Below are 24325 nucleotides of genomic sequence, written 5' to 3' on the forward strand. Positions count from 1 at the left end.
TTTTTATATTCCTGAAAGTTCAGTTGAACTTTTACTAATTCAGATATTCACCACCGGATAAATCAAACTCGCCGGACAAATCGAACTCCCCAAACATCTCTCTTCCCGCTCCGGAATAATCCAGACTTGCAATCGGGATATTGTTTCCTGCTGTTCTTCTTCCTGCGGGTGAAGGTAAATGTCCTGATACCTGTGCAGCCTGAATTTGTTCATAAATGGAACGCTCAACCGCTCTATTTACCTGTTGTTTATATTGTTCCGGAGTTAGTTCAATCACATCCGAACCAAGCAGGTCTTTCATCTTCTCCGGGAGTTTTTCATTGATTGCAGGAATTTTTAATGTCTTTACCAGTGCACAGGTTCCGGAACCTATTATTACTCCGGAAGCAATGGCATTGGATGGAAAACTGTTATGAAAATATACACTTCCCAGTGTTACACCTGCTGCTATTGTGGCAGCGATGATTTCCTTCTGTTCTAATGAAATCTTTTCACCGGCCATTTCAGATAAATACGATACTCCAAGATAACCGGCAATTGCAGAACCTCCCTGTATTGCAATTTCTTTTAAGGGTAATTTACTCATGATTCCCATATTCACTTTCTCCTTTATGAATTAGCGACCTTTGATATAGTCTAAATAATTACTGAATTTTTCTTTAACAGTTCCGGATTTCGCTATGCGAATATTATAGTTTGACCTTTTGATCCCGGATTCTTCTTTCTCCACTTTCCTCTCCCATGCTCTTTTTGCTTTAAGATACTTCTTATATTCTTTTTCATATCGGAGATGTTCTTTTAAGCCTGCGTTCTTACAGGGTTTCTTTGGTTCTTTAGGAGCCTTACCTTTGATTCTTGTCGAACAGGTTTTTCTTTTAGATGTAGTGCTTCCTGTCCTTCGCTTTCTTCTTCTTGATGAAGTAGTTGTAGCCGTTCTTCTATTCCTTCTCCTTGTAGAAGTAGATTTACTTGTAGTAGTATTCCTTTTTTTCTTTCTTGCTGTAGAAGAGGATTTGGCTGCACTACGTTTTCTTTTCCTTGTAGAAGTAGTTGCTGCGGTTCTTTTTTTCTTTCTCGTTGTGGAAGATTTCGCTGTCGTACTTCTTCTTTTTCTCGCAGTGGAAGTCTTTTTCTTAGAAGTTCTTTTCTTTCTGTTTTTCGTAACCATTTAATTCTCCTATCTCCTTTTCCGTGAGGATGATTTCATCATGAACACAGCGATAACAACTCCTCCCGCAATCGCATATATTAGATAATTATTATCATTAGATTTGGTTTTAAGACTCACCGGATTTGCAGTTAAAGCACCAATATTTCTCGGAATGTAGGATGAACTTCTTGCACTCGGTCTCGGAGGAAGTTGTATTCTCGGTATTGATAAAGATGTTTTTTGAGGTGTAAAATTCAGGCTTGGTTTTTTGTTCAGGATTGAGGACAATTTATCTTTTATTATATTCGATGTATCAATAGGAGGCTGCCTATTGACCGGTTGTTGTTGTGAATTAACTAAACTTAAACCAGTTCTTGCAATTTGTCCCGCTCCCGGCATAAGTGCATCTAAGCCAAAACTGGCAAGATTTAATAGCCCGGATGTCCCTCCGGATTGATATGTATTGGCTCCGGTCGAAAATAGATTCGCTACGCTGGACAGATCAAAACCCAATTCCTCTGCTTCTTTTCTATTTTTGCATTTTATTATAATCTTAGACATTGGCTAATTGCTCCTGAAGGTCTTTATAAGCCTGCTCATATTGTCCTTGTAGTTGTTCCATATTGGATGTATACTGTGAATCGAGTTTCTCAAACTCGGCTGTAAATAATGGTTCAAGCTGTTGATACTGCTCAAGTAAGGCATCGTAATACGCATCTAATTCCGCTGCCTGTTCTTCTGTTTCTGGGGTGGGTAAATTTTCAAGCTCTGTCAAAATCGATGTAGACTGACTATTATATTCAGCTTGCAGAGCTTCTATTGCTTCTGTATGATCTGCTGTAAGTGTGTTTTTTTGTTCTTCAAAATCTCGGTCTAACTCTTCAAGTGATTCATTTGCCTGTTGCTGTATTTGTTCTGCATCCTGTTCTACCTGCTCATAATCTCCCTCAGCTCCATTCTGATCATATTGCCCTGCCTGTCCGCCACCTGGGCCTAGAATCCCTGTGACTGCATTCAAGGTACTATCCCACATCTGGTTCTGATATTCCATGTATTGCTGAACTGCCTTGCCCGCATTGTCTCCAAATTTCGCAAGACCTTTACCGGCATCGTTGAAAATTTTAGCAGTCCCTTTACCGAAGTTGGTTATGCCCTTTCCTATTCCGGAAAAATCAATTTTAGGAAGTTTGATTTTTGGCAGTTTAAACTTTGGGAGCTTTATCTTGGGTAGTTTTATTTTGGGAAGTTTAATCTTCGGTAATTTAATCTTAGGAAGCTTGATTTTCGGAAGTTTAATCTTAGGAAGCTTAGGCATTTTGATTTTAGGTAGCTTTGGCATTGTAAGTTTAGGCAGTTTGAATTTTGGCATTTTAAAACCTTTAAACATTTTACCCAGATTAAAGCCATTCAGAAGAATCGGATTATAATCAATTTCAGCCAGGGGGACAATACCATTTATTGTGCTTCTAAAGATATGTCCATCTTCAGATATGAGTAAGTCACTATCTCCCGAAAGACTGTTAGTATTTCCTGCCAGTCGAGATTGAAGCCCGGCAAGCTCCGGATTATCATCAAGTAAATCAGATAGAGAATACAGGTTTATATACTCAGTATCTGAGCCTAAAAGTTCACTTGAACTTTCAAAAGCTATTTCTCCTTCTAATTCTGCAATAGGAGCAAAACCGGCTTCAGTTCTCTTTACTAATATACCTGCATTAGAAACATATAACTCGTCATCTCCCGAAAGGGTGATTCCATATCCGGATAGACAGGAATGTATTCCGGCTAAAGGAAGAACATCACTAAGATCTTCGAGGGAATATAAATAATCATAATCTTCTGAAGCTTCCTCATCACCTTCTAATGTAACCAATGCAACCACAAAAGAATTATAACATAATGCTTCGATTCTTTACATCTATTTTTTGTTATAAAGGGAAACTTAATATAATTGTATACAATTATATCTATTTATCTATAATTATAGATAAATTCAAATTGTTTATTAATAGTCTTATTGGATAGGTAGGGTAGGGATTTTAAGTGTTATAAAGAATCTTTTTCTTCTTCGATATTGTCACCCATAAAAAAGCTCTCTTTCAAGATCTGGATTTTCAGCTTTACATTGCTGTATGAATTCACGAAGTTTCTTAGACTCATTTTCTCCGATTCCAAGATCTATTTCTTCAGACTCTAATTTCTTTATGAATTCACGAAACTCTTTTAATTCTTCTTCTCCGGGTTCATATTCTGTTACTGTATATTCTTCATTTCTGGATTCGGAATCATCATCAAACTGGTGTTCCATAGCATGTCTCATATATTTAAGTAAGTCACCCTCAAATTCTGAAAGTAAAAGCCTCTGGCATTCTCTTTTTTGTCTTATCCCTTCATATAAAAATTCATCTAATTCATCCATTTTTAAATTCTCCAATTAGAAGCCTGATTAATATTTACTTATTTTAGACTTTTCCGGATTCTTGAATGCTATAAAATTTAAAGAAAATATAAGTTCAAACCAGTCTTTCATATTCATAGCCCGGTTTGAAGAGTTCAAGTCCATAAACATTTCTTGGATAAGTAGGATCAAGTGCTATCCAATCGGTAATGTTAGGAATTCTGTAAGAAGCAAATACATGATGCGGCCTGTCATTTCTGCCGGTTACTCTGATTTTAGTTTGAAAAGGTTTTTTGGTGTCACCTGATAGCTGATGATTTTTAAGTTTAAAATAAGAAAGCACAATAACCGTTCTGTCATCACAATCAAACGGTATCCCCTGACCGGCAAACTCAAGGAGTATTTTAGGTCGAGATACATGTTCGATCCCTTCCGGGTCTTTTTCGTAGGGAATGGATTGGATTGTATTAAATAATTCCTGCGGAGATAGTTCTTTAAAATTTATCTTTAATTTATTAGGAAGTAAAAGATCAGTCCAATACTTATCGCTTAATTCTACTATTTTTCCAACAGTCTCTTTAAAAGAATGTAAGGGTTTTTTACTCAAGCGGATACGCATTGAACAATGTCTTACCATAGAATAAAACATTGTTCAAGAAACTTATTTATAGATAATTGTATTATTTTTCTATGTTCCAAAAAGCTCCAGTGAATCAACATTGCTGTAATATCCATACACGGATTTAAACTCTTTGCTCAGACTGTTTAATTGCTTTTTTAAAACTTTCTCTTCCTTTTCTTTCTCCAGTAGAATTTCATCATACGCATCCTTTACACTGCCGGTTACGAGTAGCTTCAGAAAAAAACGATCCGGCATTTCCTTTTCAAACCCTGCTTCTGATTTCAAAAACTTGATTAATTGCAGTACTTTGTCTTTTTTAGTTATATACGTTTTCTTATATATCTCAGGTAGGATATTCTTAAAGCCTAGCTGCAAGGCTAACATTACATCTTTACTCCTATCAACATACATCATCGGATTTGGAGATGAAATTGTCGTCGAATAATATCTACAGGAATAAGCGATTTCTCCATTTTTGAAATTAGCTTTTTCCAGCATATATCCTTTACTTTCGTATACTATAGACGGATTAATTACGATTCCATTCTGATTAATATAGTATCCATTATTTTCCTCATACTGAGAAAAAACGATTTTATTGTCTTTCTTAATGCTAACAACCTCATCCATCTTGATTTCACATTTCAGGTATTCTAAAAACTTATGATCTCCGTACCAGTGCTTTTCCGGATCTTTAAAATCATATTTAGAAATGGGAACATCCTCGCAATACAGAGCATTCTCTGTGATTATCTCCATTTTTTTGTTAAATCTTTCCTGATAGAAATATTTGATTTCTATCTCGTGTATATATTTCTTTCCTCTATAATATGTATAAAAATCCTCTATCAATTCCTTATCTTTTTTAATATCATATCCTAAAGCATCGCAGATTACTTTTATATCCTTTCCGGGTATTTTTTCAAATACGACATCCATGTCGCATTCTTCTTTTTTCAGAGGTTCATCTATTTTTTCTTCAGAAGGCACAGGCTCTAGCCTGGTTACATTTTCGATAATCTCTAATTCTTTTTTTTGTGAATCTGTATTTTCTGTAAGTTCACTTGAACTTTTCACTTTTCCGTTACAGGCTGCTTTTGCCATCTCAGCCAGATCTCGTTTTATAGTTCCTTCTTTTATAAATGTAACACTGGATAAGTATTTTGCTTTATTTACTCCCCTTTTCTTTTTTGAGAACATATCGCTTCCGAGTATCTTTGCATACATTTCTTTTCTCTCATCCGGTGAAGGAGTCTTTCGGTTCAGGTTATCTCCGTTTAAAATCGCCATCTCTTCATCCAGGCTAATCTCTGAAATAACTTCCCGGCAGGGAACTTTTTCAAAGCCAAGTTCTTTTGCAATTCGATAGCGGTCGTGTCCCTGTATGATATAGTTTACGCCTTCCCGAAACTTAAACACCAGGGGATTTATGATTCCATTGATGCTTATATCTTCCTTTAAAGATTCATACTTATCCGGATCTTTGACAGACAGACTATCGAAAAAATTATAAGGATTTTCTTTAAGCATAGAAAGATCCAAATCCACTATGACTTTCGATATTTCCAATTTTAGTAAGTTACGATCCATGTTTTCCTCCATGTTCTATGACTCTTATATATTATTTTTATTTAAACCTATAACTGCTTTTAAGAGTTCTCTTATCTCTGTTTTTCTCTTCTTGTTTCCTGTATTTCTTTTGCCCTGGCTTTTCGTATTTCCCTGTCTTTCTCGCTTAGATTGGATTTAAAGGAGTATCTTCCATATTCATATTCTTTCTCTTTCTTCTTTGAATACCTATATAAATAATATAGAATATATAAGAATAATGCTATCGATACAATTATATAAAGCATCCTCTAAACTCCCTGTTAAAATAACTTCCTTCCAGTATTGCATGAGAAGATACACAAAGCTATAAGACAGAAATGAAATTTGAAGAATTCCGCTTGTAAGTATAAAATCCATTACTATAAACTTCTTACTCAGTATTCTTCCTTCTGTGTATTTTTTAAGTCTGGATTGAATGATTCTGTAATTCTCTTCTGTCTTATTTTTTGAAAGCCTCTGCATAAACTTGTTTTTCTCTTTTTCGGTTATGGCTCTGCACCTGCGTTTGAAACGAATAATAGACAGAGTTTTTGAATAAGTTAATATTATAGCTGCCTTATCACTGAAGAAGTTCTTCGATTTATATTCCTGCTTTCTGAGTTCCTTAGTTGCCATTTCAGTTAAAAATCCTCCTGTGTGATTAAAATTTCCGGAATCGAGCTAACAATTTTCAGTTCTCTCCTACACATGCACAGATCCAGGCAGGCTTCTAAGCACCAATCCAGGCATGTGTATGGAGAGAAAGCACATATATACGCAGGTATTTTATTATCCGGTTTGTTTTTTCTTTCTGTTATTCCTTTTCGTTTTTTTAGGTAACTCTGCGAATATAAGGTTATTTAAGATCCCAAACTTTGAGGCCTGTTGCTTTAATGACTGCTCATCTAATTTATAAAAATTAGAAAGTTCTCTGAAGTTTAAAATCTTCCTTGGCTGAATGGCTTCTTCAGGTTTTCTTGTTTCCAGAGGGATTTCTTTTTTAATTATTTTTACTGTCTCAATTTCCTTCTCAGATAATTGATTTAGCTTTATATCCCCTGATAAAAACTTTTCCGGTAAACCGGCTTTTCGGAAAGCATCGAGCAGTAGCAATCTATGCCGATTTCTGATTTCTTTATTGACGGGTTTTAATTTGGCAATCTCTATTTGATACCTATCATGTTGTTCTTGCAGCTTAGGTAACTGTTTCTTTGCATCGCTAAACACCTTTATCAATTGTTTTTTCCGTTTACCCGGAAGAACATGCCACTTAACTTTATACTTTTCAAGATAGTCGATTTGTAATTTTATCGATACAGCTATGGCTCCAACGTATGGAATTAAACCAATCAAAGCTCTCATGACTGCGTTATAGTTCCCATTATCAGAATTCAGATATTGCTCTATTCCTGATATGGCTATAACTGCAAGTGTCATCAGATGAATCACAAAGCTGGTCTTTTTCATGAAATTCAAATACATCAGGATTGCTGTTGATTCCATCAAAGTAGCTAAGCCAAGCCCAATCCAGAATCCATTTCCAAGATTCATCTTATTAGCCAGATGTGTGAATACTCCCTGATGCAAAGCAATAGATATTGATAAAGCAACAACCAGAACTATAGTAAACATAAAGTTTTTCCTGATCTGGTCTTTGAAAAACTCGAACTTATCTCCGATTATTTCAAACCATGAAAGTTTCTTTGCTTTGGCAATTTTCCGTTTATTCTTCCTCGCTGCTATCACTCGCTTTGCTTCAAGGTCATCGAGTTCTTTCAAAAGCTTTTGCTTTTTTGCCTGTTTCTCAAGTTCTGTGAGCTGCGGATCTTCATCTATTTCAAGAAGTCCCTGAAGTCTGGCATTCCTTAAATCACGCTTTAAATTTACCTTGTCCTCGGCTTCTTCATATATAGCAGAAATCTTTACCCGTTCTGCTAAATTTTTTAAGCGTTCTTCTGCTGTCTTTTTTTTATCCTCATTTGTCTTTGGCTTCTCAATGGTTGCTGTTGAATTTCCATTTCCTTGAGTTGGTCTTTGCTCATGATGGTTCTGCTTTTTATTCCTCTTTCTCATCCTTCTGTCTCCTTTATAGTTTCCTTTTCTTCTATTAAAAGAGTGCGGGGAGTAATGTCTTTCTCCTGCACTGATTTGTCCTGATGGCTATTTACTCTGTATCCATATACCGGAAAAGTCTGTGGATGCTTCGAAAGGATATAATATTCATTCACTATCTCTGGTTTGTTTTCATAATGCAGATAAACTACAGTACAGGTTGCGATTACAATAAAGAGTAATACAGCAAACTCAAACATAGAGATAAAAGGAACATCAGGTGCTTGAATCTTATTCCTTTTCTGCTCCGGAACTGGAATTAAAAGTTCAACTGAACTTTTACTTTTGCAGCAAAGTACAGGTGTTCCATTTACCGGATCAGGGCAAAGTGCTAACTTTCCTTCATGGCATATCTCAGCAAATGCAGGAAAAGCATGGAATAAAAGCAGTGAAGTAAATAATATTTTTACTACTTGACTTCTACTGCCAGTCTGCATAATTATTTTAAGACTCATAGGTATCTCCTTTGGGTTTTACTTAACATTCCCCTGCCTGTCCTTCCGGTTTGGTCACTTGTGAAAGGCCAGTCAGGGGTCTTATCATTCGGATTTATTTTCATAGTTTATCCTCCGCTAAACTTAAATCTAATAGTTTTGCTGACATTTTTGCTTGTGATTCTGTAATTCGTTCACGTTCAATTTTTATAAATTTTATAAGCTGAGTTTTTTCCGCTTTGTTAAGTTTCTCACCTGTTAAAACTCTTTTCAAAAGAACTTTCCCGACTTTAAATTCTTCTTTTTTAGCTTCTTTTCTACTTTCCAATTCCGGTTCATTTACAAATTTTATATATCTTTGAGCCTGGCGAATTCCGAAATTCAAGCCACTATTCTCAATCCATTCTATAAATTTTCCGTGTTCTAAACTCTCCTTTATCTCTAGTAAAATTTTCCCAATATACATTTTATCTTTTGTTACACTTGCATGTAAGCCATTGAGTTTATTAACCAGCTCTTTATCGTTCCATACTTTTCTTACATCTACTTGCTTAATCCCCATCTCATTTGTCCTTTTTGATTATTTCCAGACTGCATTCATTATTTGTTAAACTCTTAAATGTCTCTTTTATCTTAGTTCCTGCCGGACCGTTAATTGCCTTGTAAAAAGGTTTATCTATAGTTATAAACAAAACGGAGTTTTCATATTTAACTATACTACATTTATCTTTTGCTATAGCGGTAATAGTCTTTAGGGGTGTGCTTTCTTTTGATTCAAGGATAGTATTGCAGGTTCTATTCCAGAGTTCTTTAACCTCTTCGCTTACTTCTGCTATACTGGCTGCTCCGGCAGGGGTATCTTTTTGTTCCGGAGGAATTATTGTATAACCTTTTAATTCTAACCTTTCAACAAATTCCTTTTCATCTAAATTTGATTCTAAATCAAACTTCATACCCGATCTCTCAAAAATATATTTAGTGTATGGTTCAGGGTTGTATAAGTAAGAATTCTTAGTAGAATCTTTTATTAGATTTGAATATACTTTTAAGAAACCTAAGTTTTTTAATTCTTCTAAGTGCAGATAAATTTTTGACTTTTTAAATACATTTCCCGTCCCTTGCATTATCTCATCAATTTTTAGATGAGACATTTTTTTAAATTCATAAGCGTATTGATTTGAATGCTCTAAGTTTAACAACTTCCAGTTTTCTTCTTTTCTGTATTTATCGATATTTAATAAATCAGCTTTCTTATAATCAATAATACCGTTAAAATTTAATTCTTTAAGGTTAATGTAAAGCTTTGCTTTTTCATGCAGTTTCTTTAGTGATATAATTTTTCTTGAATTATGCTCATACCAGTAACTAAAAAAAGCGAGAAATACTGAGTATAGAAAAGGTTCTTCTATATTATAAGTACTGCGTAAAAAGTCCCAGTAAAGATAATCAATCTTTAAAAAAGCTAATTCCTTACCTTCTAAATTACCAAAATTCGATAATTGCATTTATTTTTCCTTTGTCAAAATTTTAAAAATTTTTAAGTTTTTCTTGACCTTCTTCGCAATTACCGGAATGCTGTTAAACGAGATTTTATTTTTTACATTCCGGTGGTTTTGCAGTTTAGGCTGTTAAAACTACCTTGTTTTTTCTCACTTCATCTAATAAAATTAGAAGAGGTAAAAACTTTTCTTTGAACTCTTTCAATAAACAGCTTTTGCATTTATTATATTGATAAAGTTCACCCACGCTATTACATTCTTTACATTGTTCCATTTCTCCTTTCTCCTATAATTACTTTAGCTAATAAAACTAATGCTTCTGATGGGTTAATTGAAAGGGCTTGCTTTGCATCAATATCTGTGTGCGTATAAACCTTTGAGAATGTATCAGGAGAATTTCCTAATAACTTTGCACCATTTACTGTATCTAAAGTTTTGTTGTAATAAGCAGTTGCCCAGGTATGACGGAATAGATAGGGATAAAACTGTTTCCCTAAGATAAAACTACAGGCATTTGAAATATTCGTTTCTATCCATCTGACTGAATAGCCTTTACGATCTCCAGATTTTTTCCGAATTGGCGACTCAAATAAAAACTCTTTACCGTTAAAGTATTGCCTATTGATTTGATATAATTCGACCGGCATTATTATGAATCTTTTAGATCCATTTTTCTTTGAGTAGACTTCTACTTTATAAAATTCTAAACTTTCTTTGTTGTTACTAGTTTCTTTAATTTTTACACAATCCGAAAGTTTGATTTTTACAAGTTCACCAGGTCGTATGGGTAAAAATCTAAGGTTGATTGCAAGTAACGCAGTTAAGTAATTTCCTTTTTTTATAAGCTTTCTTATAAGAAAATTAAATTGCTCATCTGTGACTAATTGATATTTAGAAACCTCAGTCTGTGAAGCTTTCAGCTTTATATGCTTGAACAGTGTTTCCCATGCTAGTATTTCCGTAATCCTGTTTTCGTTTATAAGCTGTAAGCGAATAGCTGAAAGTAGAGATGTTTTCAGATTTTTGATATATTTAACCTTATGTAAAGGTTTCTTATATTCAAAATATTGTCTGACCGCTATAGGAGTTATCTCCGAAATATTATTCTCAGATAAGTATCTCAGGAATAGCCGATTATTGCTATCCTGTTTATAATTACCTAATTCGGGAAGGTTGTTTAGTTCTATTTTTTTCATGCAAATCATATAATTACATGAAAAATCTTGTAAATAAATTTCCTTATCTTATTTTTGGGACATAAACACTTCGTCGTGTCCAGTCATCCCGATACCACCTCTTTCCTAAACCTACCTTCAAAAGCGTGCTACTTCAATTTTTCAAAGCAGCACAAGAAAGAACATCTTATAAGCAGCATAAACTCAGCTTATTCTATTCGTTTTCAGGTAATGCTTCAAATTCTTTTCTTCTATTTTCAAACCACTCCTGCATTTTTTCAGGAACCTGCATAAGTTTTTTCATTTCAGCCATAGCTTTTAGATGAGCTTCATCACCTTTTTGAAACATCTCTGCACCATGATTTTTGCTCATCTCTGCAATCTCTTCAAAAGAGTTTGCCTGAAATATTTTATCACATGCTCCGCCTAATTGTTTACATGTCATTGTTTTCATATTAACCTCCAAATACATTGTTTTATAATTTATAAAATAATACTTTTTTTATTTAATATAATAACTTATACATGAATATATTATTTTAGAAAATAAAATTGAAAACCATAAAATCATGCAATTCTTTTCCTGACAAAAACGTGTTTAACACTTTTATTATTGGTTTTTCTCTCTTCAACTTCAAATTGAGGTAAACTCTTTATTAAAGGAGTTAGCTTATCAAAACCAAAGTTTCTCGGATCAAAATCCGGTCTTTTCTTAGTAAGCTGATTGCCAATATCACCCAGGAATGACCAACCATAATCATCAGCCAAATCCTCCACGGTTGAAAAAATTAAGTTAAGTATTTCTTCATTAATCTTTTCAAACTCATGAGATTTCTCCGGAGCTGCTACTTTACTATTTCCATCAAGATTACTGTGGATGATCTCAATATAAGTAAATTTATCACAAGCAACAATAAAAGCTTGTGGAGTTTTCTTCTCTCCAAATCCGTATACCTTCATCCCGGACTCTCTTAGTCTTGTTACAAGTCGTGTAAAATCACTATCACTTGAAAGAATACAAAATCCTTGCACTTTTTCAGAATATAAAATATCCATAGCATCAATAATCATTGCAGAATCTGAGGAGTTCTTCCCTGAAGTATAACTATATTGTTGAATTGGAATTATCGCATTTGTAAGCATTACATTTTTCCAGCCAGAAACATTTGGTTTAGTCCAATCAGCATATATTCTTTTTATTGTTGGAGTTCCATATTTGGTTATTTCATCGAGAATTCCTTTAATATTACTATAAGGAACATTCTCCGCATCAATTAACACGGCTAATTTTATTTCATTACTGTTTTCAGACATACTATCATTCTCCCTTTATTGTAATTGATAATAATATAATTAAAAGACTTACTTTTTCATTTATTCTTTCCTACATTTTAATTTTTCAAATAATCATTTAACATCCTGGTGTATGAGAATCCTTCCATCCTTGTTTAGATTAAACCGCATAGTCTCTGTTTCGCAAAGTATCTGAGATATATCTTTGTTCTGTTTAGTTTCATACTTCTTGATGTTTATTAAATCCCTTAGTAATTAACCAAAAGGCTAAAAATAGTTCATTCAAAATCATAGGAGCTAAAGATATATTTAAAACTTGATTTTCTATCCCAAATAGTTTAATTATTGTAACCATAAAAAGTATAATTGTAGCTACGGTTCCCCAAATAGAAATAAATTTGGGTAACATTTCTGAAGTGTAGAGTAAGAAATAAAAGAATAGAGCTCCAAAAATGAAAAAGTAAATATGGATATATTGATAAATGAAAGGTCTGTAATGAATGAATGTCGGTACTAATAGGAATATTCCAGTGATAATCATTAATAATCCTTCAATACATCTTAAAGTCACATACAATATATTAATGATTTGCTTATTTTCTTTTTTAAATAAAGGATACATCAGCAAGGAAATTAAAATTACAGCCAAACCACTTAAGATATCCGCAATAGCTCCTAATTCTATATTTTTAGAAATGTCATAGGTAAGCATGCTGTATGCAACAAGTATAAGAATTCCTACAATGATTGCAATGGTTCTATTGGATTTCCAGTTTTTCATTTAAACTCCTTTTATTTAATTTAATTAAAAATTGCATTTTAGTATTCTATTTGTTCATAATTTATTCCAATACGAATTTTCACAAACCAAAACTAAAAATACAATCAAATTCATACAGATATATTATTGCGAAAATTTTAATTTTGCTTTAGGAGCTGATAAGAAAGCGACCAGGAATTTTTTTGGAATCCTTCAGGCTTAAAAAATAACAGGATATTTTGCCCTGATGAGATGTATATTCCTCTCCCTGCTGTTAGATGGCAAGCTTATGAAATAGCTTTTCTTTTGGATGTTGTTGGAAGCTTCTTCGCGATGATGAAGCCTTTTTTTGCATTTTTTTTGAAAAACTGTAAATTTTTTAGTCAAGAAATTTCTTTTTCAGGGTATTCCCTGAAAACCGCTTCTTCCTGAACCCGTCAATAGGTTTTAGGAGAGAAATAGTATGGAGTTAAAAAGAATTCATATTGGATTTTTATTCAGTATTCTGGTATTTGCAGGTTGTTTAAAAGATGTGCCTACCAGGCCCAGTAACGAACTGGAAGCCCTTTACAAATGCAAGGCAGGTGTAGACACTCAATCCTGCGAAAAAGAGACACCCTGGTGGTTATTTGGTTTATATCAATCCCAGCAGTCTACTGTAAGCGAATCTACATATAACAACGGAAGTTCCATTACCCTGACAGCAGGTACTGCTGTAAAACTGAACCCGCCGAGTCATATAGATGGTTCCAAGTATACAGTGAGTCCCGCATTACCCACCGGTTTAGATCTGGATGGAAATACCGGTGTTATCAGCGGCACACCAACAGTCACAGTGGCCAGTACACAGTATACAGTCACACAGACAAAGCCGGATAGTACAAGTGCAACATTTACTTTCACTATTGTAGTGAATGCCAGTGGTTCAGGTGGAACAGGAACGGGAACCGGAACAACAACAGCAAGCTATGCAATTAGCGGAACGATTTCCGGACTTACAGCCAGTGGACTTGTTTTGCAGAATAATTCGGCGGATGACCTGACAGTGGCTGCCAATGCCACTACATTTAGCTTTGCTACAAAAGTAAGCGGTGCATACTCTGTCACAGTAAAAACGCAACCCTCGGGTCTGATATGCACAGTAAGCAATGGTAGCGGAACTGCTACAGCAGATGTAAGTAATGTAAGTATTACCTGTGCGTCTTCTTCGTGGACAAAACAAATAGGAGTAGCTTCAAAGTTTACTACCGGAGCTAGAATTACCTTAGACTCCAATGGTAATATTTATATGACAGGAAATACAAGTGGTGCCCTGGATGGAAATACCCTGACGGGTTCACAGGATGTATTTGTTATTAAATATGACAGTAGTGGAACCAAACAATGGACTAAGCTTATGGGATCTGTATCGCAATTTACCGCAGGAACTGGAATAGCCACTGATAGTACCGGAAATGTATATGTAACCGGAAATACAACCGGTGCTCTGGACGGAAACACCCAGACGGGAATAAGGGATGTATTTGTCATTAAGTATGACAGTAGTGGAACCAAACAATGGACAAAGCAGATGGGGGTAGCTACAAAAAATACTCAGGGGCAAAGCCTGACTATTGATTCCAGCGGTAATATATATGTAACAGGAGAAACTGGTGGTGCCCTGGATAGCCAAACTTTGAATGGTAATCAGGATGGCTTTATCATTAAATACGATAGCAGTGGAACCAAACAATGGACAAAACTATTCGGTGTAGCCGCAAAAAATATCGGTCCATTTGGAATTTCTGCTGATTCCGGTGGAAATGTGTATGTGACAGGAACTAGCGACGGTACTCTGGACGGAGAAACTCTAACAGGAACAATGGATGTTTTCGTTACCAAATACAATAGTAGCGGAACCCGGCAATGGACCAAACAAATGGGGATTACAATGGCGACGATTAATGGTAGAGATGTTTCGGTAGATTCCAGTAGCAATGTCTATGTAACAGGATATACCGAAGGTGGCGATCTGGACGGGAATACCCATATTGGAACAAGAGACGCTTTTATCATCAAGTATGATAGTAGTGGAACCAAACAGTGGACAAAACTATTTGGTGTAGCCACAAAAGACACTTACGGTATGAGAGCAGCTACAGATTCCAGTGGCAATATCTATATCAGCGGAAATACAACCGGGGGTCTGGATGGAAATAGCCTGACAGGTACAGGTGATGCCTTTGTTGCCAAATACAATAGCAGCGGAATAAAACAATGGATAAAGCAAATGGGAGTGGCTTCTGCCAATACCCAGGCAAACGGAATCGCTGTTACTTCTGACGGTAGCAGTGTTTATACAGGCGGATACACTCAAGGCGGTCTCGACGGTAATACTCTAAGCGGAACAACGGATGCGTTTCTAACCAATAAACTAAAACAGTAAAATAAATTTGTGCGAGGATGATATAGTATATTATCCTCGGGATTATCTCTCTTTTACCGCCTCTCTACCTTACCGCTAAATTCCTATCCTGTAAGGCAGAGGGGTCGTTTTTTATATTTACATTCTTTCAGGTTATCCCTAAAACCCGGCTACTTCATTTCTTCTTCATTGTATCTCCCCGGCATGTTTTCGTGAAGAAACCCATTCTCTCAGAAGCAAAAATCTACGGACAAGAAAAATAGTATCATCAAAATATTAGTAATATCATTAATTCTAATGATGGGATTTTTTTCTACAATTCCCAAAACAAAAAGATATGTATCAGAAAACAATGAAGAGTTTGCAGCAAACGACTCCCTGCGAAAAAAGCTAAATATTTAATTTTCTATCCGTAGTATTTTTTTTTGGAAAGCACAATATTCTGGATACTTTGTTGCATACTGAATCCAAACTAAGTCTCCTTTTTCTAAAGATTTTATATTGCTATTAAAAATACTTTCACTATTTGTACATTCTAGCTCCTTACCATTTTTCTCAGTATATCGGTAAGTGATAAGAAAATCTCGGTTACTACCTTTTTCTTTTTTTATGATTTCTCCTTTAGTGACAAATCTATATTTCTCAATCATAGCACTTGCATAAGATCTACCTTGAGGAACAATCCTAAAAAAGACTACAGTAATTATAAAAACATAAAGAATACCTGTCATAATCTCTGAAACCAAATTTTCCGGAAAAAAATTTTTCACTAAATAATTTGTAGCAAATGTCCAAAAGCTAATAAAAACTATTGATAAAAAAAACAACTCTATATTCATTTTAAAAAGAATAATTGTAATGAGTACATGGGCAAATAAAACAAATGGAATATAGAAAATTGTAAATAAAACTACACCTATTTCTTTATTATCAACTTTTGTAAAAGCAAAGGAACCGCCTGCAAAAAACAAGAGTAAACTTATGTAATAGAAAATACTATCTTCCCAGAGGTAGATTATTCCGTATCCAAAAAACTCTTTTACTTTAGACGCGAAAAAAAGCATAATCAACGCAACTGAAAAAAATATAATCATATTTCTTACATTGCTATTTTTAGAAGAATCTATTGCCAAAATTATTCCCTTCCTTCATTATTCTTATAGATATCATAAACCTGGCCTACCGCTAAATGCCGGAAAAACCGATTGTATAAATCAACGGCTCTGTTCCAGTGGAATTGCGATTATCACGATCCAATTGTATAAGAAGCGGGATGAGTTGTAAAGAAAGATTTTAGCTTCCCTTTTTTGAATTTTTTTCCAAAAACTATAATTTTTCAGTCAAGAAATTTCTTTTTCAGGGTATTCCCTGAAAACCGCCTATTCCTGAACCCGTCAATAGGTGTTAGGAGAATAAACAAAAGATGAAACTCATATTTAAAACTCTACTGATACTCGGTCTTTTCTGGTTCAGTGTAAATTGTAAGAAAGATAAGGATGACAACATATTTTTATTGGGTGTTGCGGTATTAGCTTCCCAACCACAAACCTCAGGAACAAATACGGATACCGGCACCGGAACCGGCACCGGAACCGGCACAGCTACAGGAACAGGAACAGCTACAGGAACGGGAACCGGCACAGAAGCTACTTATAGCATCGGTGGCACAATCACCAGTCTAACTGCAACCGGTCTTGTACTACAAAACAACGGTGCAGATGACCTTACAGTAGCAGCCAACGCTAGCACATTTAGCTTTACTACCAAAGTAAGCGGTGCTTACGCGGTGACAGTAAAAACGCAACCAACCGGACAAACTTGCACTGTAAGTAGTGGTAGCGGAACAGCCAGTGCTGATGTGAGTAATGTAAGTATAATATGTACGACTAACACCTATACAATCGGTGGCACAATCACCAGTCTAACTGCAACCGGTCTTGTACTACAAAACAACGGTGCAGATGACCTTACAGTAGCAGCCAACGCTAGCACATTTAGCTTTACTACCAAAGTAAGCGGTGCTTACGCGGTGACAGTAAAAACGCAACCAACCGGACAAACTTGCACTGTAAGTAGTGGTAGTGGAACAGCCAGTGCTGATGTGAGTAATGTAAGTGTAAGCTGCATGAATGCCTATACCATCGGTGGAAATATTACCGGGCTAACTATAAACGGACTTGTACTACAAAACAACTCGGCGGATGACCTGACAGTGGCTGCCAATGCCACTACATTTAGCTTTACCAGCAAAGTAAGCGGTGCTTACGCTGTGACAGTAAAAACGCAACCGGTAGGTTTTTTCTGTGCAGTAAACAATGGAAGCGGAACGGCCAGTGCTGATGTAAGCAATGTAGGAATCAACTGCCGTTGTATATATGATACAGCCTGTACAGCCTTGACCTTAAGCGCTTCAGTAACAACCTTAGCCGGAAGTGGCGCCACCGCCAGTACAGACGGAACAGGAACTGCAGCAGCCTTTAGCAGGCCAGCCGGTATAGCAACAGATGGAACAAACCTTTACGTTCCGGATCAAAATAGTAATAAGATACGTAAGATAGTCATTGCCAGTGGAGTTGTAACAACTTTAGCCGGTAGTGGAACGGCTGCCAGTACAGATGGAACGGGAACTGCTGCTTCTTTTAATGGCCCAATCAGAATAACAACGGATGGAACGAATCTTTATGTAACAGATGCGGGAGGTAACAAGATACGTAAGGTAGTAATAGACAGTGGAGTTGTAACAACCCTGGCCGGTAGCGGAACTGCCGGTAGTACAGACGGAACGGGAACTGCAGCTTCCTTTAATAGTCCGGTCGGTATAGCAACAGATGGTGCTAACCTTTATGTGGCTGATTTTGGTAGTCGCAAAATACGTAAGATAGTTATCTCCAGTGGAGTTGTCACGACCCTGGCCGGTAGTGGAACTGCCGGTAGTACAGATGCAACCGGAACCGCAGCTTCCTTTAACCAGCCAAATGGAGTAACAACAGACGGAGTTAACCTTTATGTTACAGATTATGGTGCTCACAAGATACGTAAGATAGTCATAGCCAGTGGAGTTGTAACAACCTTAGCCGGTAGTGGAACTATCGGTAGTACAGATGCAACAGGAACTGCAGCTTCTTTTAAAAATCCAGCCGGAATAACGATGGATGGAACAAACCTTTATGTGGCTGATAGCGGCAATCACAAGATACGTAAGATAGTTATCTCCAGTGGAGTTGTCACAACCCTGGCTGGTAGCGGAACGGGGGCAAGTACAGATGGAACAGGAACGGCAGCTGCTTTTTATGATCCGGTCGGAATCACAACAGACGGCACAAAGCTTTATGTCGCTGACTATAGTAGTAACAAAATAAGAAAAATTGAATAGGAACAAACCTCTACGTTACTGATTCTAATGGTGATAAGATAAGACAAATCAAATAAGCTAAATTTTATCCGGTGATAGGCTTTTTAAAAGCGTATCATCGGATAAAACAGGCTTTACTTGTAGAGTTTATAAATATTGATGGATATACTTAAAAAGACTATACTTATATTTCGAATAAAATACAAAAGCACTATGCTGAAATATCTTCTATTCATAATGATTACTCTGCTTTCCCAATGTGCGAAAGTGAATTCACCTAAAATTTCAGCAGGAGTCTTAGATCTATCCAAATGGGATTTTACTCAGAATACTTTACTTAGCTTAGATGGAGACTGGGAGTTTTATTGGGAAGAGTTTATAGAGTCCGGGGAACCCGAAGAAGAGTTAAAAAAGAAAAGAACAGCTTATCTCAAGCCCGGGAATCGTTGGCTTGACCAATACATTCAGGGTAAGAATTTAAGCGGAACAGGTTACGCCAGCTACAGAATCAAATTTATTTTCCCGGAATATATGTTGGGAAAAATGATGGGAATTCGCTTCAAAACAACAGGAGGTTCCGCCTATAAGATATTCATTAATAAAGAAGTAATAGAAGAATTAGGTAAAGTAGGAAAGAGTAAACAATCTATGAATCCTACCCGTAGAACTGCAAATGTATATTTTAAAGTTGAACATACAGAAACTATTTTACTTATCCATATATCCAACTTCTATCACGCAGATGGAGCCTTCTGGTACAGTCCGGAACTGGGCACAGCTTCTAAACTTCATTTCTTTTCCAAACGAAAGCAGGCCTTGGACTCTTTTCTCTTAGGTTCTATAATTATCATGGGTCTATATCACCTTTCCCTCTACTGGTATAGAAAAAAAGATAAGGTAGCTTTAATTTTTGGATTGTTCTGTATCACAATTTCCATTTATAATATATCGGTAAACGAAGTTTTTATTTATTACTTATTACCTGAGCTTCCTCATAAACTGACTTATATCTTACTTTCTATATATTGCATTATGATACCCTTATATTTAACCTTTCTAAATAATCTATTTATAAATACTTTTTCAAATAGAGTAATACAAATTACCTGGGGAATTTTTATTCTTTCCTATACATTTATACTATTCAGCCCTACAGAAATCGGTTCAAGCATAGAAAGAAAACTCCGTTACCTGGTTGTTTTTTCAGCTTTATATGCTTTTTGGGGAATATTCAAAATTAGCATAAAAAGAAATACTTCAAAATTACTTTTAGTACCAAATTTTCTTATCATTGGCAGTATTGTAAATGATGTTCTGTCCATCTATGAGATCATTCATACACCTCTCATATTTAGTTATGCTATTTTTTTATTTATTATTGCCCAATCCATACTCCTATCCCGACATTTTTCTATGGCATTTCATAATGTTGAGCTCCTTTCCGATAAATTACAAAAAATAAATGAAGAACTCGAGTACCTGGTAGAAAAGAGAACTCTTCAATACAAACAGGAAAAGCAAAAAGCCGAAGATGAAAATGCCTGGAAAGATAGGTTTATTGCACTTGTATCTCATGACTTACGCTCCCCCCTAACCGTGATTTTAAATATACATGAATTTCTATTAAATACAGAAACAGGAGTTTCTAAGGAGATTAAAGATTCCTTAATTACTGCCAAGAGAATTATCATTAACTCCCTATCTATGATAAAACATTTACTAAATCTAAGTCGCTTTCAGACAGATTATCATAAAATAGAATATAAGGATATTGAACTAAATGAAGTATGTGAAAGAGTAATTGAGCATTTTTCCTTTGAATCTTTAAAAAAAAATCTATCTATTCAAGCTGATATTGAAGAAAACATTCTTTTAACGGTAGATGAAGCCATCTTCATGGAAATATTACGAAATCTAATTATGAATGCAATAAAATACTCCCATAAGAACGGAGAAATCTGGTTAGAATATGCGGAAGATGAGATATACCAAAAAGTAATAGTTAAAGACTCAGGCCTTGGAATCCATCCAAAGGTTCTAAACTCCTTATTCACCAAACAAGTTCTGGTCAAAGAAGGAACGAAGGGAGAAAAGGGATTTGGTGTTGGTCTAAATCTCTGCCAGGAATTGATTGCCTTACACGCAGGAAAGATAGAGGTTGAATCTATTGAAGGACTGGGAAGTAGCTTTACTATAAATATTCCGAGCAATCGTAATACTGTTCTAATCATAGGAGTATCGATACAGGAAAAAATGTTAAGAAGTCTAAGAGAAGATAAACTATTACCCATCTATGTAAATAATATAGAAGCTTCATATAAAACCTTAGAAGAGATAGAATTTAAAGTAATCCTAATTTATTTGGATTATCCGGAAAATATATTAAAACCATTACTGCAAAAATTAACATCGGATTTCTTATATTCCGCTAAACCTGTTCTTTTTATTGGTTCTTCAGAACAGATTATAAAAAATCAAGAATTTCTATCTCAATACTTTCCAAGTAAAGAGAAAGTTTATTACCTGGAAAGAAAAGAATCAGAAAAAAAGCTCGGAGAGTATACAAGGACAATACTTAAAACAGATTGATCCTTTTACATAAAGTATTTATTCTTCATTTTAAAAACCAACTCGGCGGTAGTTTTCGAATCAAACATTTTCCTGATTTTCTTCAACCTGTATTCTATAACTTTTCCTGAAAGATTTAATGTATTTCCAATTTCTTTTAGTGACTTACCCTGAGTAAGTAAATTTATAATTTCATGCTCTACCGGATTTAAACATTCAGTATTTTGGGTAAAACGCAAATACTTATTTATTTCGGGAGAAACATAAAATTCACCGTTCATCACTCGAAGAAAAATTTCGGGAAGAAAAGCATTCGGTTCCGTTTTGAGTATATACGCATTGATGCCAAGCTTATAGGCATCTTTAAAGTAAGCTTCTCCTTCATGCTGCGTAAAAACTGCGATCTTCACATCCGGTAATTTAGTTTTTATTTCATCGATAATGTAGAAACCATTTTTATCCGGCATAGTAATGTCGGTTACCAGCAGATCAATCGAATGGATTGTTAAATATCCCTTTAATTCTTGATAACTGGTGAAAAAAGTGATATTCTGAAAAAAAGAATATTTTTTAAGGACTGTCTGTATACCCAGAAGCAAAATAGAGTGATCATCAATAAAGGCAATATTATACTTACCATTCATATTATTAGCTTCCAGTACGTGGTTCCAGATTAATAATTATGAATATAGAGTCAAGTTGTTTTGAGTATTAAATTATTCTCTCCTAAAATAAACATTTAACTTAAAATATAAACCGGAGCAAAACCACCATTTACTGTGCGAAAATTTGTCGTCTGCCCCCTATAGTATCGGACGGCAAGACCTAAAATATTTCCCTCGTAAGTATAAACTCTTACATCATATTTCAAAGAATCACCTTCTGCAATTTGTCTGAGAGATGGAGGAATATAATCCTGGGCAATATACTCTGCTTCTAATATTTCAGAAAAAGTTTTCTTCGTTAGCTTATCTCCCCTGTAAGCTCCCCTACCTGCGTAACCGCTGATCGGCTTAAAAAATAAATTTTTACGTCTACTCCAGAGTTCATCTGCATTTTCCGGTCTTACGATAAGTGTAAAAGGAACAACCTGTTCTAATATGTCTATAGCAGTTTTCGTTATATTTAAAGAAGAAATAAACTCAGAATCCCGAAGTAATGCCAGATTAGTTTTCTTGGCATAAATAGTATGGTGATAAGGATTCGGACTTATACAGACATTCTGAGATAAAAATGCTTTTCTTAAAATACTATGATTCTCTTTCTCAAAGTAAAAATCTGTAGAACGGTTATAAACAAAATCTATTTGTATATCCTTAAAAAACAGTTTTTTTTCTCTCCAGCCTAAGTCTTCCGGTTCTGCTATAAACACCTCGATTCCATCAGACTCAAGCAAAGCCTTATATAACAAAAACTCTGAATACAAAAACTGTTCTTTCGGTTTTTCATCTACAATTAAAAGTTTTTTTAACTCTCTTTCCGGAAAACAGGTTTTATACTCATCTCGAAACATAGAAAGAAACGCTTTTTCTGAATAAAAATCTCGGTTTTGATGCAAAGATGTAAAGGACTCTTTACAACACTGAAAAATATTTTGAGATAGAGCCATATTTAGCATAGCTCCACCCGCATTAGTGTTAATCTCAATCAACTTGGGAAAGTCATCCAAGAGATGAAAATCATAACAGCAGAGGATACCCTTTTCCCTTACGGTTATAGTAGAATATTCAGACTTTCCTACTTTTTCTAAATATAAGGGATTTTTTAGTAAACTCTCATAGATTAAGATAAAGCCCTGAATTTTTTCCAAACTCTTTTCTGAGATAAAAAAAGGATAATCACTAAAAAGAGAAGAAGAATGATTCTTTATAGGGTTGAAATTTTCATCAATCTTCTTATAAAAGTATTCATGAAGGCTATCCCAATTTAAAGCCTTGCAATGACAAATCTCATTTAAGGTATTTGCAAGATTCATAATATTCCACAGGACGGGTCTATAACCCGTCTCTGCATAAGTTTGATTTATTCCCTGTTTTCCAACCAGCGTTCTGCATCAATTGCTGCCATACAACCCGAACCGGCAGCACTTATAGCCTGACGATACACCTTATCCTGAACATCCCCCGCAGCAAAAACTCCTTCGATACTGGTACGGGTAGTTCCGGGTTTTGTTTGAATGTATCCGGTTTCATCAAGCTCCAATATCCCCTCGAAAATTTCTGTATTGGGTTTATGGCCTATAGCATAAAATAAACCCCCTACAGCTAATTCTTTCACTGAATTATCTACCACATTTTTTAGAACAAGAGAAGTTAAAGATTTTCCATCTCCTTTAGCTTCTTCGACTACCGTATTCCAGATAATTTCAATCTTGGGATGATTCATAGCTTTATCCTGCATAATCTTGGAAGCACGAAGTTTATCCCGTCTGTGAACTAAATAAACTTTAGATGCAAATTTGGTCAAATGTGTAGCTTCCTCTACCGCTGAATCCCCTCCACCGATCACTACGAGTTCTTTATTTCTATACATAGGCAATGCTCCATCGCAAACCGCACAAGCAGAAATTCCCCTCTGCCAGTATGTATCTTCACCCGCAATATGCATCCTCCTCGCTGTAGCACCGGTTGCAATAATTACAGCCTCAGCTTCTCTTTCTTCCTCGTCTGTATAGATCTTAAATGGATGCTTCGTAAAATCTACCTTTGTAACGGTTTGAGTCAGTATAGTTGTCCCATATTTCTCTGATTGCTTACGAAAAAGCTGGGTCAATTCGGTTCCATCGATTCCATCGGGAAAACCGGGAAAGTTTTCAACTTCTGTAGTAGTTGTTAACTGTCCGCCTGCTGCAATTCCACCCGCCATAAAACCTTCATACATAATGGGGGAGAGATTTGCTCTCGCTGTATAAATTGCTGCGGTATGCCCGGCTGGGCCTGAACCGATAATTACAACCTTATCTGCCATT

General features: G+C 35.4%; 25 protein-coding genes. 4 read left to right on the forward strand and 21 right to left on the reverse strand.

All coding sequences use genetic code 11. From position 1 onward, the window contains the following. Nucleotides 1-34: 34 nt before the first annotated feature. Nucleotides 35-595 (reverse strand): hypothetical protein, encoded by a 561-nt coding sequence (locus tag H7A25_18540; protein MCP5501906.1) that lies wholly within the window; start codon nucleotides 593-595, stop codon nucleotides 35-37. 253 nt (nucleotides 596-848) lie between these two features. Here H7A25_18540 and H7A25_18545 point away from each other — a divergent pair, with 253 nt between their 5' ends. Next, nucleotides 849-1172, forward strand: coding sequence for a hypothetical protein (locus H7A25_18545; protein MCP5501907.1), 324 nt, complete (start codon nucleotides 849-851; stop codon nucleotides 1170-1172). Nucleotides 1173-1177: 5 nt separating this feature from the next. On the opposite strand, the gene H7A25_18550 is transcribed toward H7A25_18545, so the two are convergent. The 16 genes from H7A25_18550 to H7A25_18625 form a co-directional block, all read right to left on the reverse strand. Next, nucleotides 1178-1711 carry a hypothetical protein gene (locus H7A25_18550; protein ID MCP5501908.1) on the reverse strand — a complete coding sequence of 178 codons (534 nt, stop codon included), beginning with the start codon at nucleotides 1709-1711 and terminating at the stop codon, nucleotides 1178-1180. After that, nucleotides 1704-3032 (reverse strand): hypothetical protein, encoded by a 1329-nt coding sequence (locus tag H7A25_18555; GenBank protein ID MCP5501909.1) that lies wholly within the window; start codon nucleotides 3030-3032, stop codon nucleotides 1704-1706. The genes H7A25_18550 and H7A25_18555 overlap by 8 nt, the downstream gene beginning before the upstream one ends. Before the next feature lie 195 nt (nucleotides 3033-3227). Further along, nucleotides 3228-3569 carry a hypothetical protein gene (locus H7A25_18560; GenBank protein ID MCP5501910.1) on the reverse strand — a complete coding sequence of 114 codons (342 nt, stop codon included), beginning with the start codon at nucleotides 3567-3569 and terminating at the stop codon, nucleotides 3228-3230. A 94-nt stretch (nucleotides 3570-3663) separates the two neighbouring features. Further along, on the reverse strand, nucleotides 3664-4155 hold the full coding sequence (locus tag H7A25_18565; GenBank protein ID MCP5501911.1) for a hypothetical protein: 492 nt from the start codon (nucleotides 4153-4155) through the stop codon (nucleotides 3664-3666). A gap of 81 nt (nucleotides 4156-4236) precedes the next feature. Then, nucleotides 4237-5760, reverse strand: coding sequence for a ParB N-terminal domain-containing protein (locus H7A25_18570; GenBank protein ID MCP5501912.1), 1524 nt, complete (start codon nucleotides 5758-5760; stop codon nucleotides 4237-4239). A gap of 71 nt (nucleotides 5761-5831) precedes the next feature. Then, on the reverse strand, nucleotides 5832-6026 hold the full coding sequence (locus tag H7A25_18575) for a hypothetical protein (protein MCP5501913.1): 195 nt from the start codon (nucleotides 6024-6026) through the stop codon (nucleotides 5832-5834). After that, nucleotides 5968-6396: a hypothetical protein gene (locus H7A25_18580; GenBank protein ID MCP5501914.1), complete on the reverse strand. Its 429-nt coding sequence runs from the start codon at nucleotides 6394-6396 to the stop codon at nucleotides 5968-5970. The genes H7A25_18575 and H7A25_18580 overlap by 59 nt, the downstream gene beginning before the upstream one ends. Before the next feature lie 153 nt (nucleotides 6397-6549). Then, nucleotides 6550-7833: a hypothetical protein gene (locus tag H7A25_18585; protein MCP5501915.1), complete on the reverse strand. Its 1284-nt coding sequence runs from the start codon at nucleotides 7831-7833 to the stop codon at nucleotides 6550-6552. After that, nucleotides 7830-8327 carry a hypothetical protein gene (locus H7A25_18590; GenBank protein MCP5501916.1) on the reverse strand — a complete coding sequence of 166 codons (498 nt, stop codon included), beginning with the start codon at nucleotides 8325-8327 and terminating at the stop codon, nucleotides 7830-7832. The genes H7A25_18585 and H7A25_18590 overlap by 4 nt, the downstream gene beginning before the upstream one ends. A 100-nt stretch (nucleotides 8328-8427) precedes the next feature. Next, nucleotides 8428-8868, reverse strand: coding sequence for a DUF3102 domain-containing protein (locus H7A25_18595; protein MCP5501917.1), 441 nt, complete (start codon nucleotides 8866-8868; stop codon nucleotides 8428-8430). A 1-nt stretch (nucleotide 8869) separates the two neighbouring features. Then, nucleotides 8870-9811 carry a hypothetical protein gene (locus tag H7A25_18600; GenBank protein MCP5501918.1) on the reverse strand — a complete coding sequence of 314 codons (942 nt, stop codon included), beginning with the start codon at nucleotides 9809-9811 and terminating at the stop codon, nucleotides 8870-8872. Nucleotides 9812-9926: 115 nt separating this feature from the next. After that, nucleotides 9927-10079 (reverse strand): hypothetical protein, encoded by a 153-nt coding sequence (locus H7A25_18605; GenBank protein MCP5501919.1) that lies wholly within the window; start codon nucleotides 10077-10079, stop codon nucleotides 9927-9929. Continuing rightward, a complete protein-coding gene (locus H7A25_18610) occupies nucleotides 10066-11001 on the reverse strand; it encodes a site-specific integrase (protein MCP5501920.1) in 936 nt (311 codons plus the stop codon). Before H7A25_18610 ends, H7A25_18605 begins: the two co-directional genes overlap by 14 nt. A 193-nt stretch (nucleotides 11002-11194) precedes the next feature. Beyond that, nucleotides 11195-11434, reverse strand: coding sequence for a DUF1059 domain-containing protein (locus H7A25_18615; GenBank protein MCP5501921.1), 240 nt, complete (start codon nucleotides 11432-11434; stop codon nucleotides 11195-11197). Between the two features lie 113 nt (nucleotides 11435-11547). Beyond that, on the reverse strand, nucleotides 11548-12294 hold the full coding sequence (locus H7A25_18620) for an NYN domain-containing protein (GenBank protein MCP5501922.1): 747 nt from the start codon (nucleotides 12292-12294) through the stop codon (nucleotides 11548-11550). Between the two features lie 199 nt (nucleotides 12295-12493). Next, on the reverse strand, nucleotides 12494-13054 hold the full coding sequence (locus H7A25_18625; GenBank protein ID MCP5501923.1) for a DUF4386 domain-containing protein: 561 nt from the start codon (nucleotides 13052-13054) through the stop codon (nucleotides 12494-12496). Nucleotides 13055-13496: 442 nt separating this feature from the next. On the opposite strand from H7A25_18625, the gene H7A25_18630 reads away from it, so the two are divergent. Next, a complete protein-coding gene (locus H7A25_18630; protein ID MCP5501924.1) occupies nucleotides 13497-15458 on the forward strand; it encodes an SBBP repeat-containing protein in 1962 nt (653 codons plus the stop codon). Between the two features lie 377 nt (nucleotides 15459-15835). On the opposite strand, the gene H7A25_18635 is transcribed toward H7A25_18630, so the two are convergent. Then, a complete protein-coding gene (locus H7A25_18635; GenBank protein MCP5501925.1) occupies nucleotides 15836-16570 on the reverse strand; it encodes a hypothetical protein in 735 nt (244 codons plus the stop codon). Between the two features lie 290 nt (nucleotides 16571-16860). On the opposite strand from H7A25_18635, the gene H7A25_18640 reads away from it, so the two are divergent. Together H7A25_18640 and H7A25_18645 are read left to right on the forward strand one after the other, a co-directional pair. Continuing rightward, nucleotides 16861-18810 carry a hypothetical protein gene (locus H7A25_18640; GenBank protein MCP5501926.1) on the forward strand — a complete coding sequence of 650 codons (1950 nt, stop codon included), beginning with the start codon at nucleotides 16861-16863 and terminating at the stop codon, nucleotides 18808-18810. A gap of 192 nt (nucleotides 18811-19002) precedes the next feature. Then, nucleotides 19003-21378 (forward strand): sensor histidine kinase, encoded by a 2376-nt coding sequence (locus H7A25_18645; protein ID MCP5501927.1) that lies wholly within the window; start codon nucleotides 19003-19005, stop codon nucleotides 21376-21378. 5 nt (nucleotides 21379-21383) lie between these two features. Here H7A25_18645 and H7A25_18650 read toward each other — a convergent pair whose 3' ends face one another. The 3 genes from H7A25_18650 to trxB form a co-directional block, all read right to left on the reverse strand. Then, nucleotides 21384-22001 carry a response regulator transcription factor gene (locus H7A25_18650; GenBank protein ID MCP5501928.1) on the reverse strand — a complete coding sequence of 206 codons (618 nt, stop codon included), beginning with the start codon at nucleotides 21999-22001 and terminating at the stop codon, nucleotides 21384-21386. A gap of 95 nt (nucleotides 22002-22096) precedes the next feature. Then, the gene (locus H7A25_18655) at nucleotides 22097-23332 is read right to left on the reverse strand and encodes a circularly permuted ATPgrasp domain protein (protein MCP5501929.1); all 1236 of its coding nucleotides are present in this window, start codon (nucleotides 23330-23332) and stop codon (nucleotides 22097-22099) included. Nucleotides 23333-23379: 47 nt separating this feature from the next. Then, nucleotides 23380-24324, reverse strand: a complete 945-nt coding sequence (trxB, locus tag H7A25_18660; GenBank protein MCP5501930.1) for a thioredoxin-disulfide reductase — start codon at nucleotides 24322-24324, stop codon at nucleotides 23380-23382. Between the last annotated feature and the right edge of the window lies 1 nt (nucleotide 24325).

Source organism: Leptospiraceae bacterium (genome assembly GCA_024233835.1).
Taxonomy (GTDB): Bacteria; Spirochaetota; Leptospiria; order Leptospirales; family Leptospiraceae; genus JACKPC01.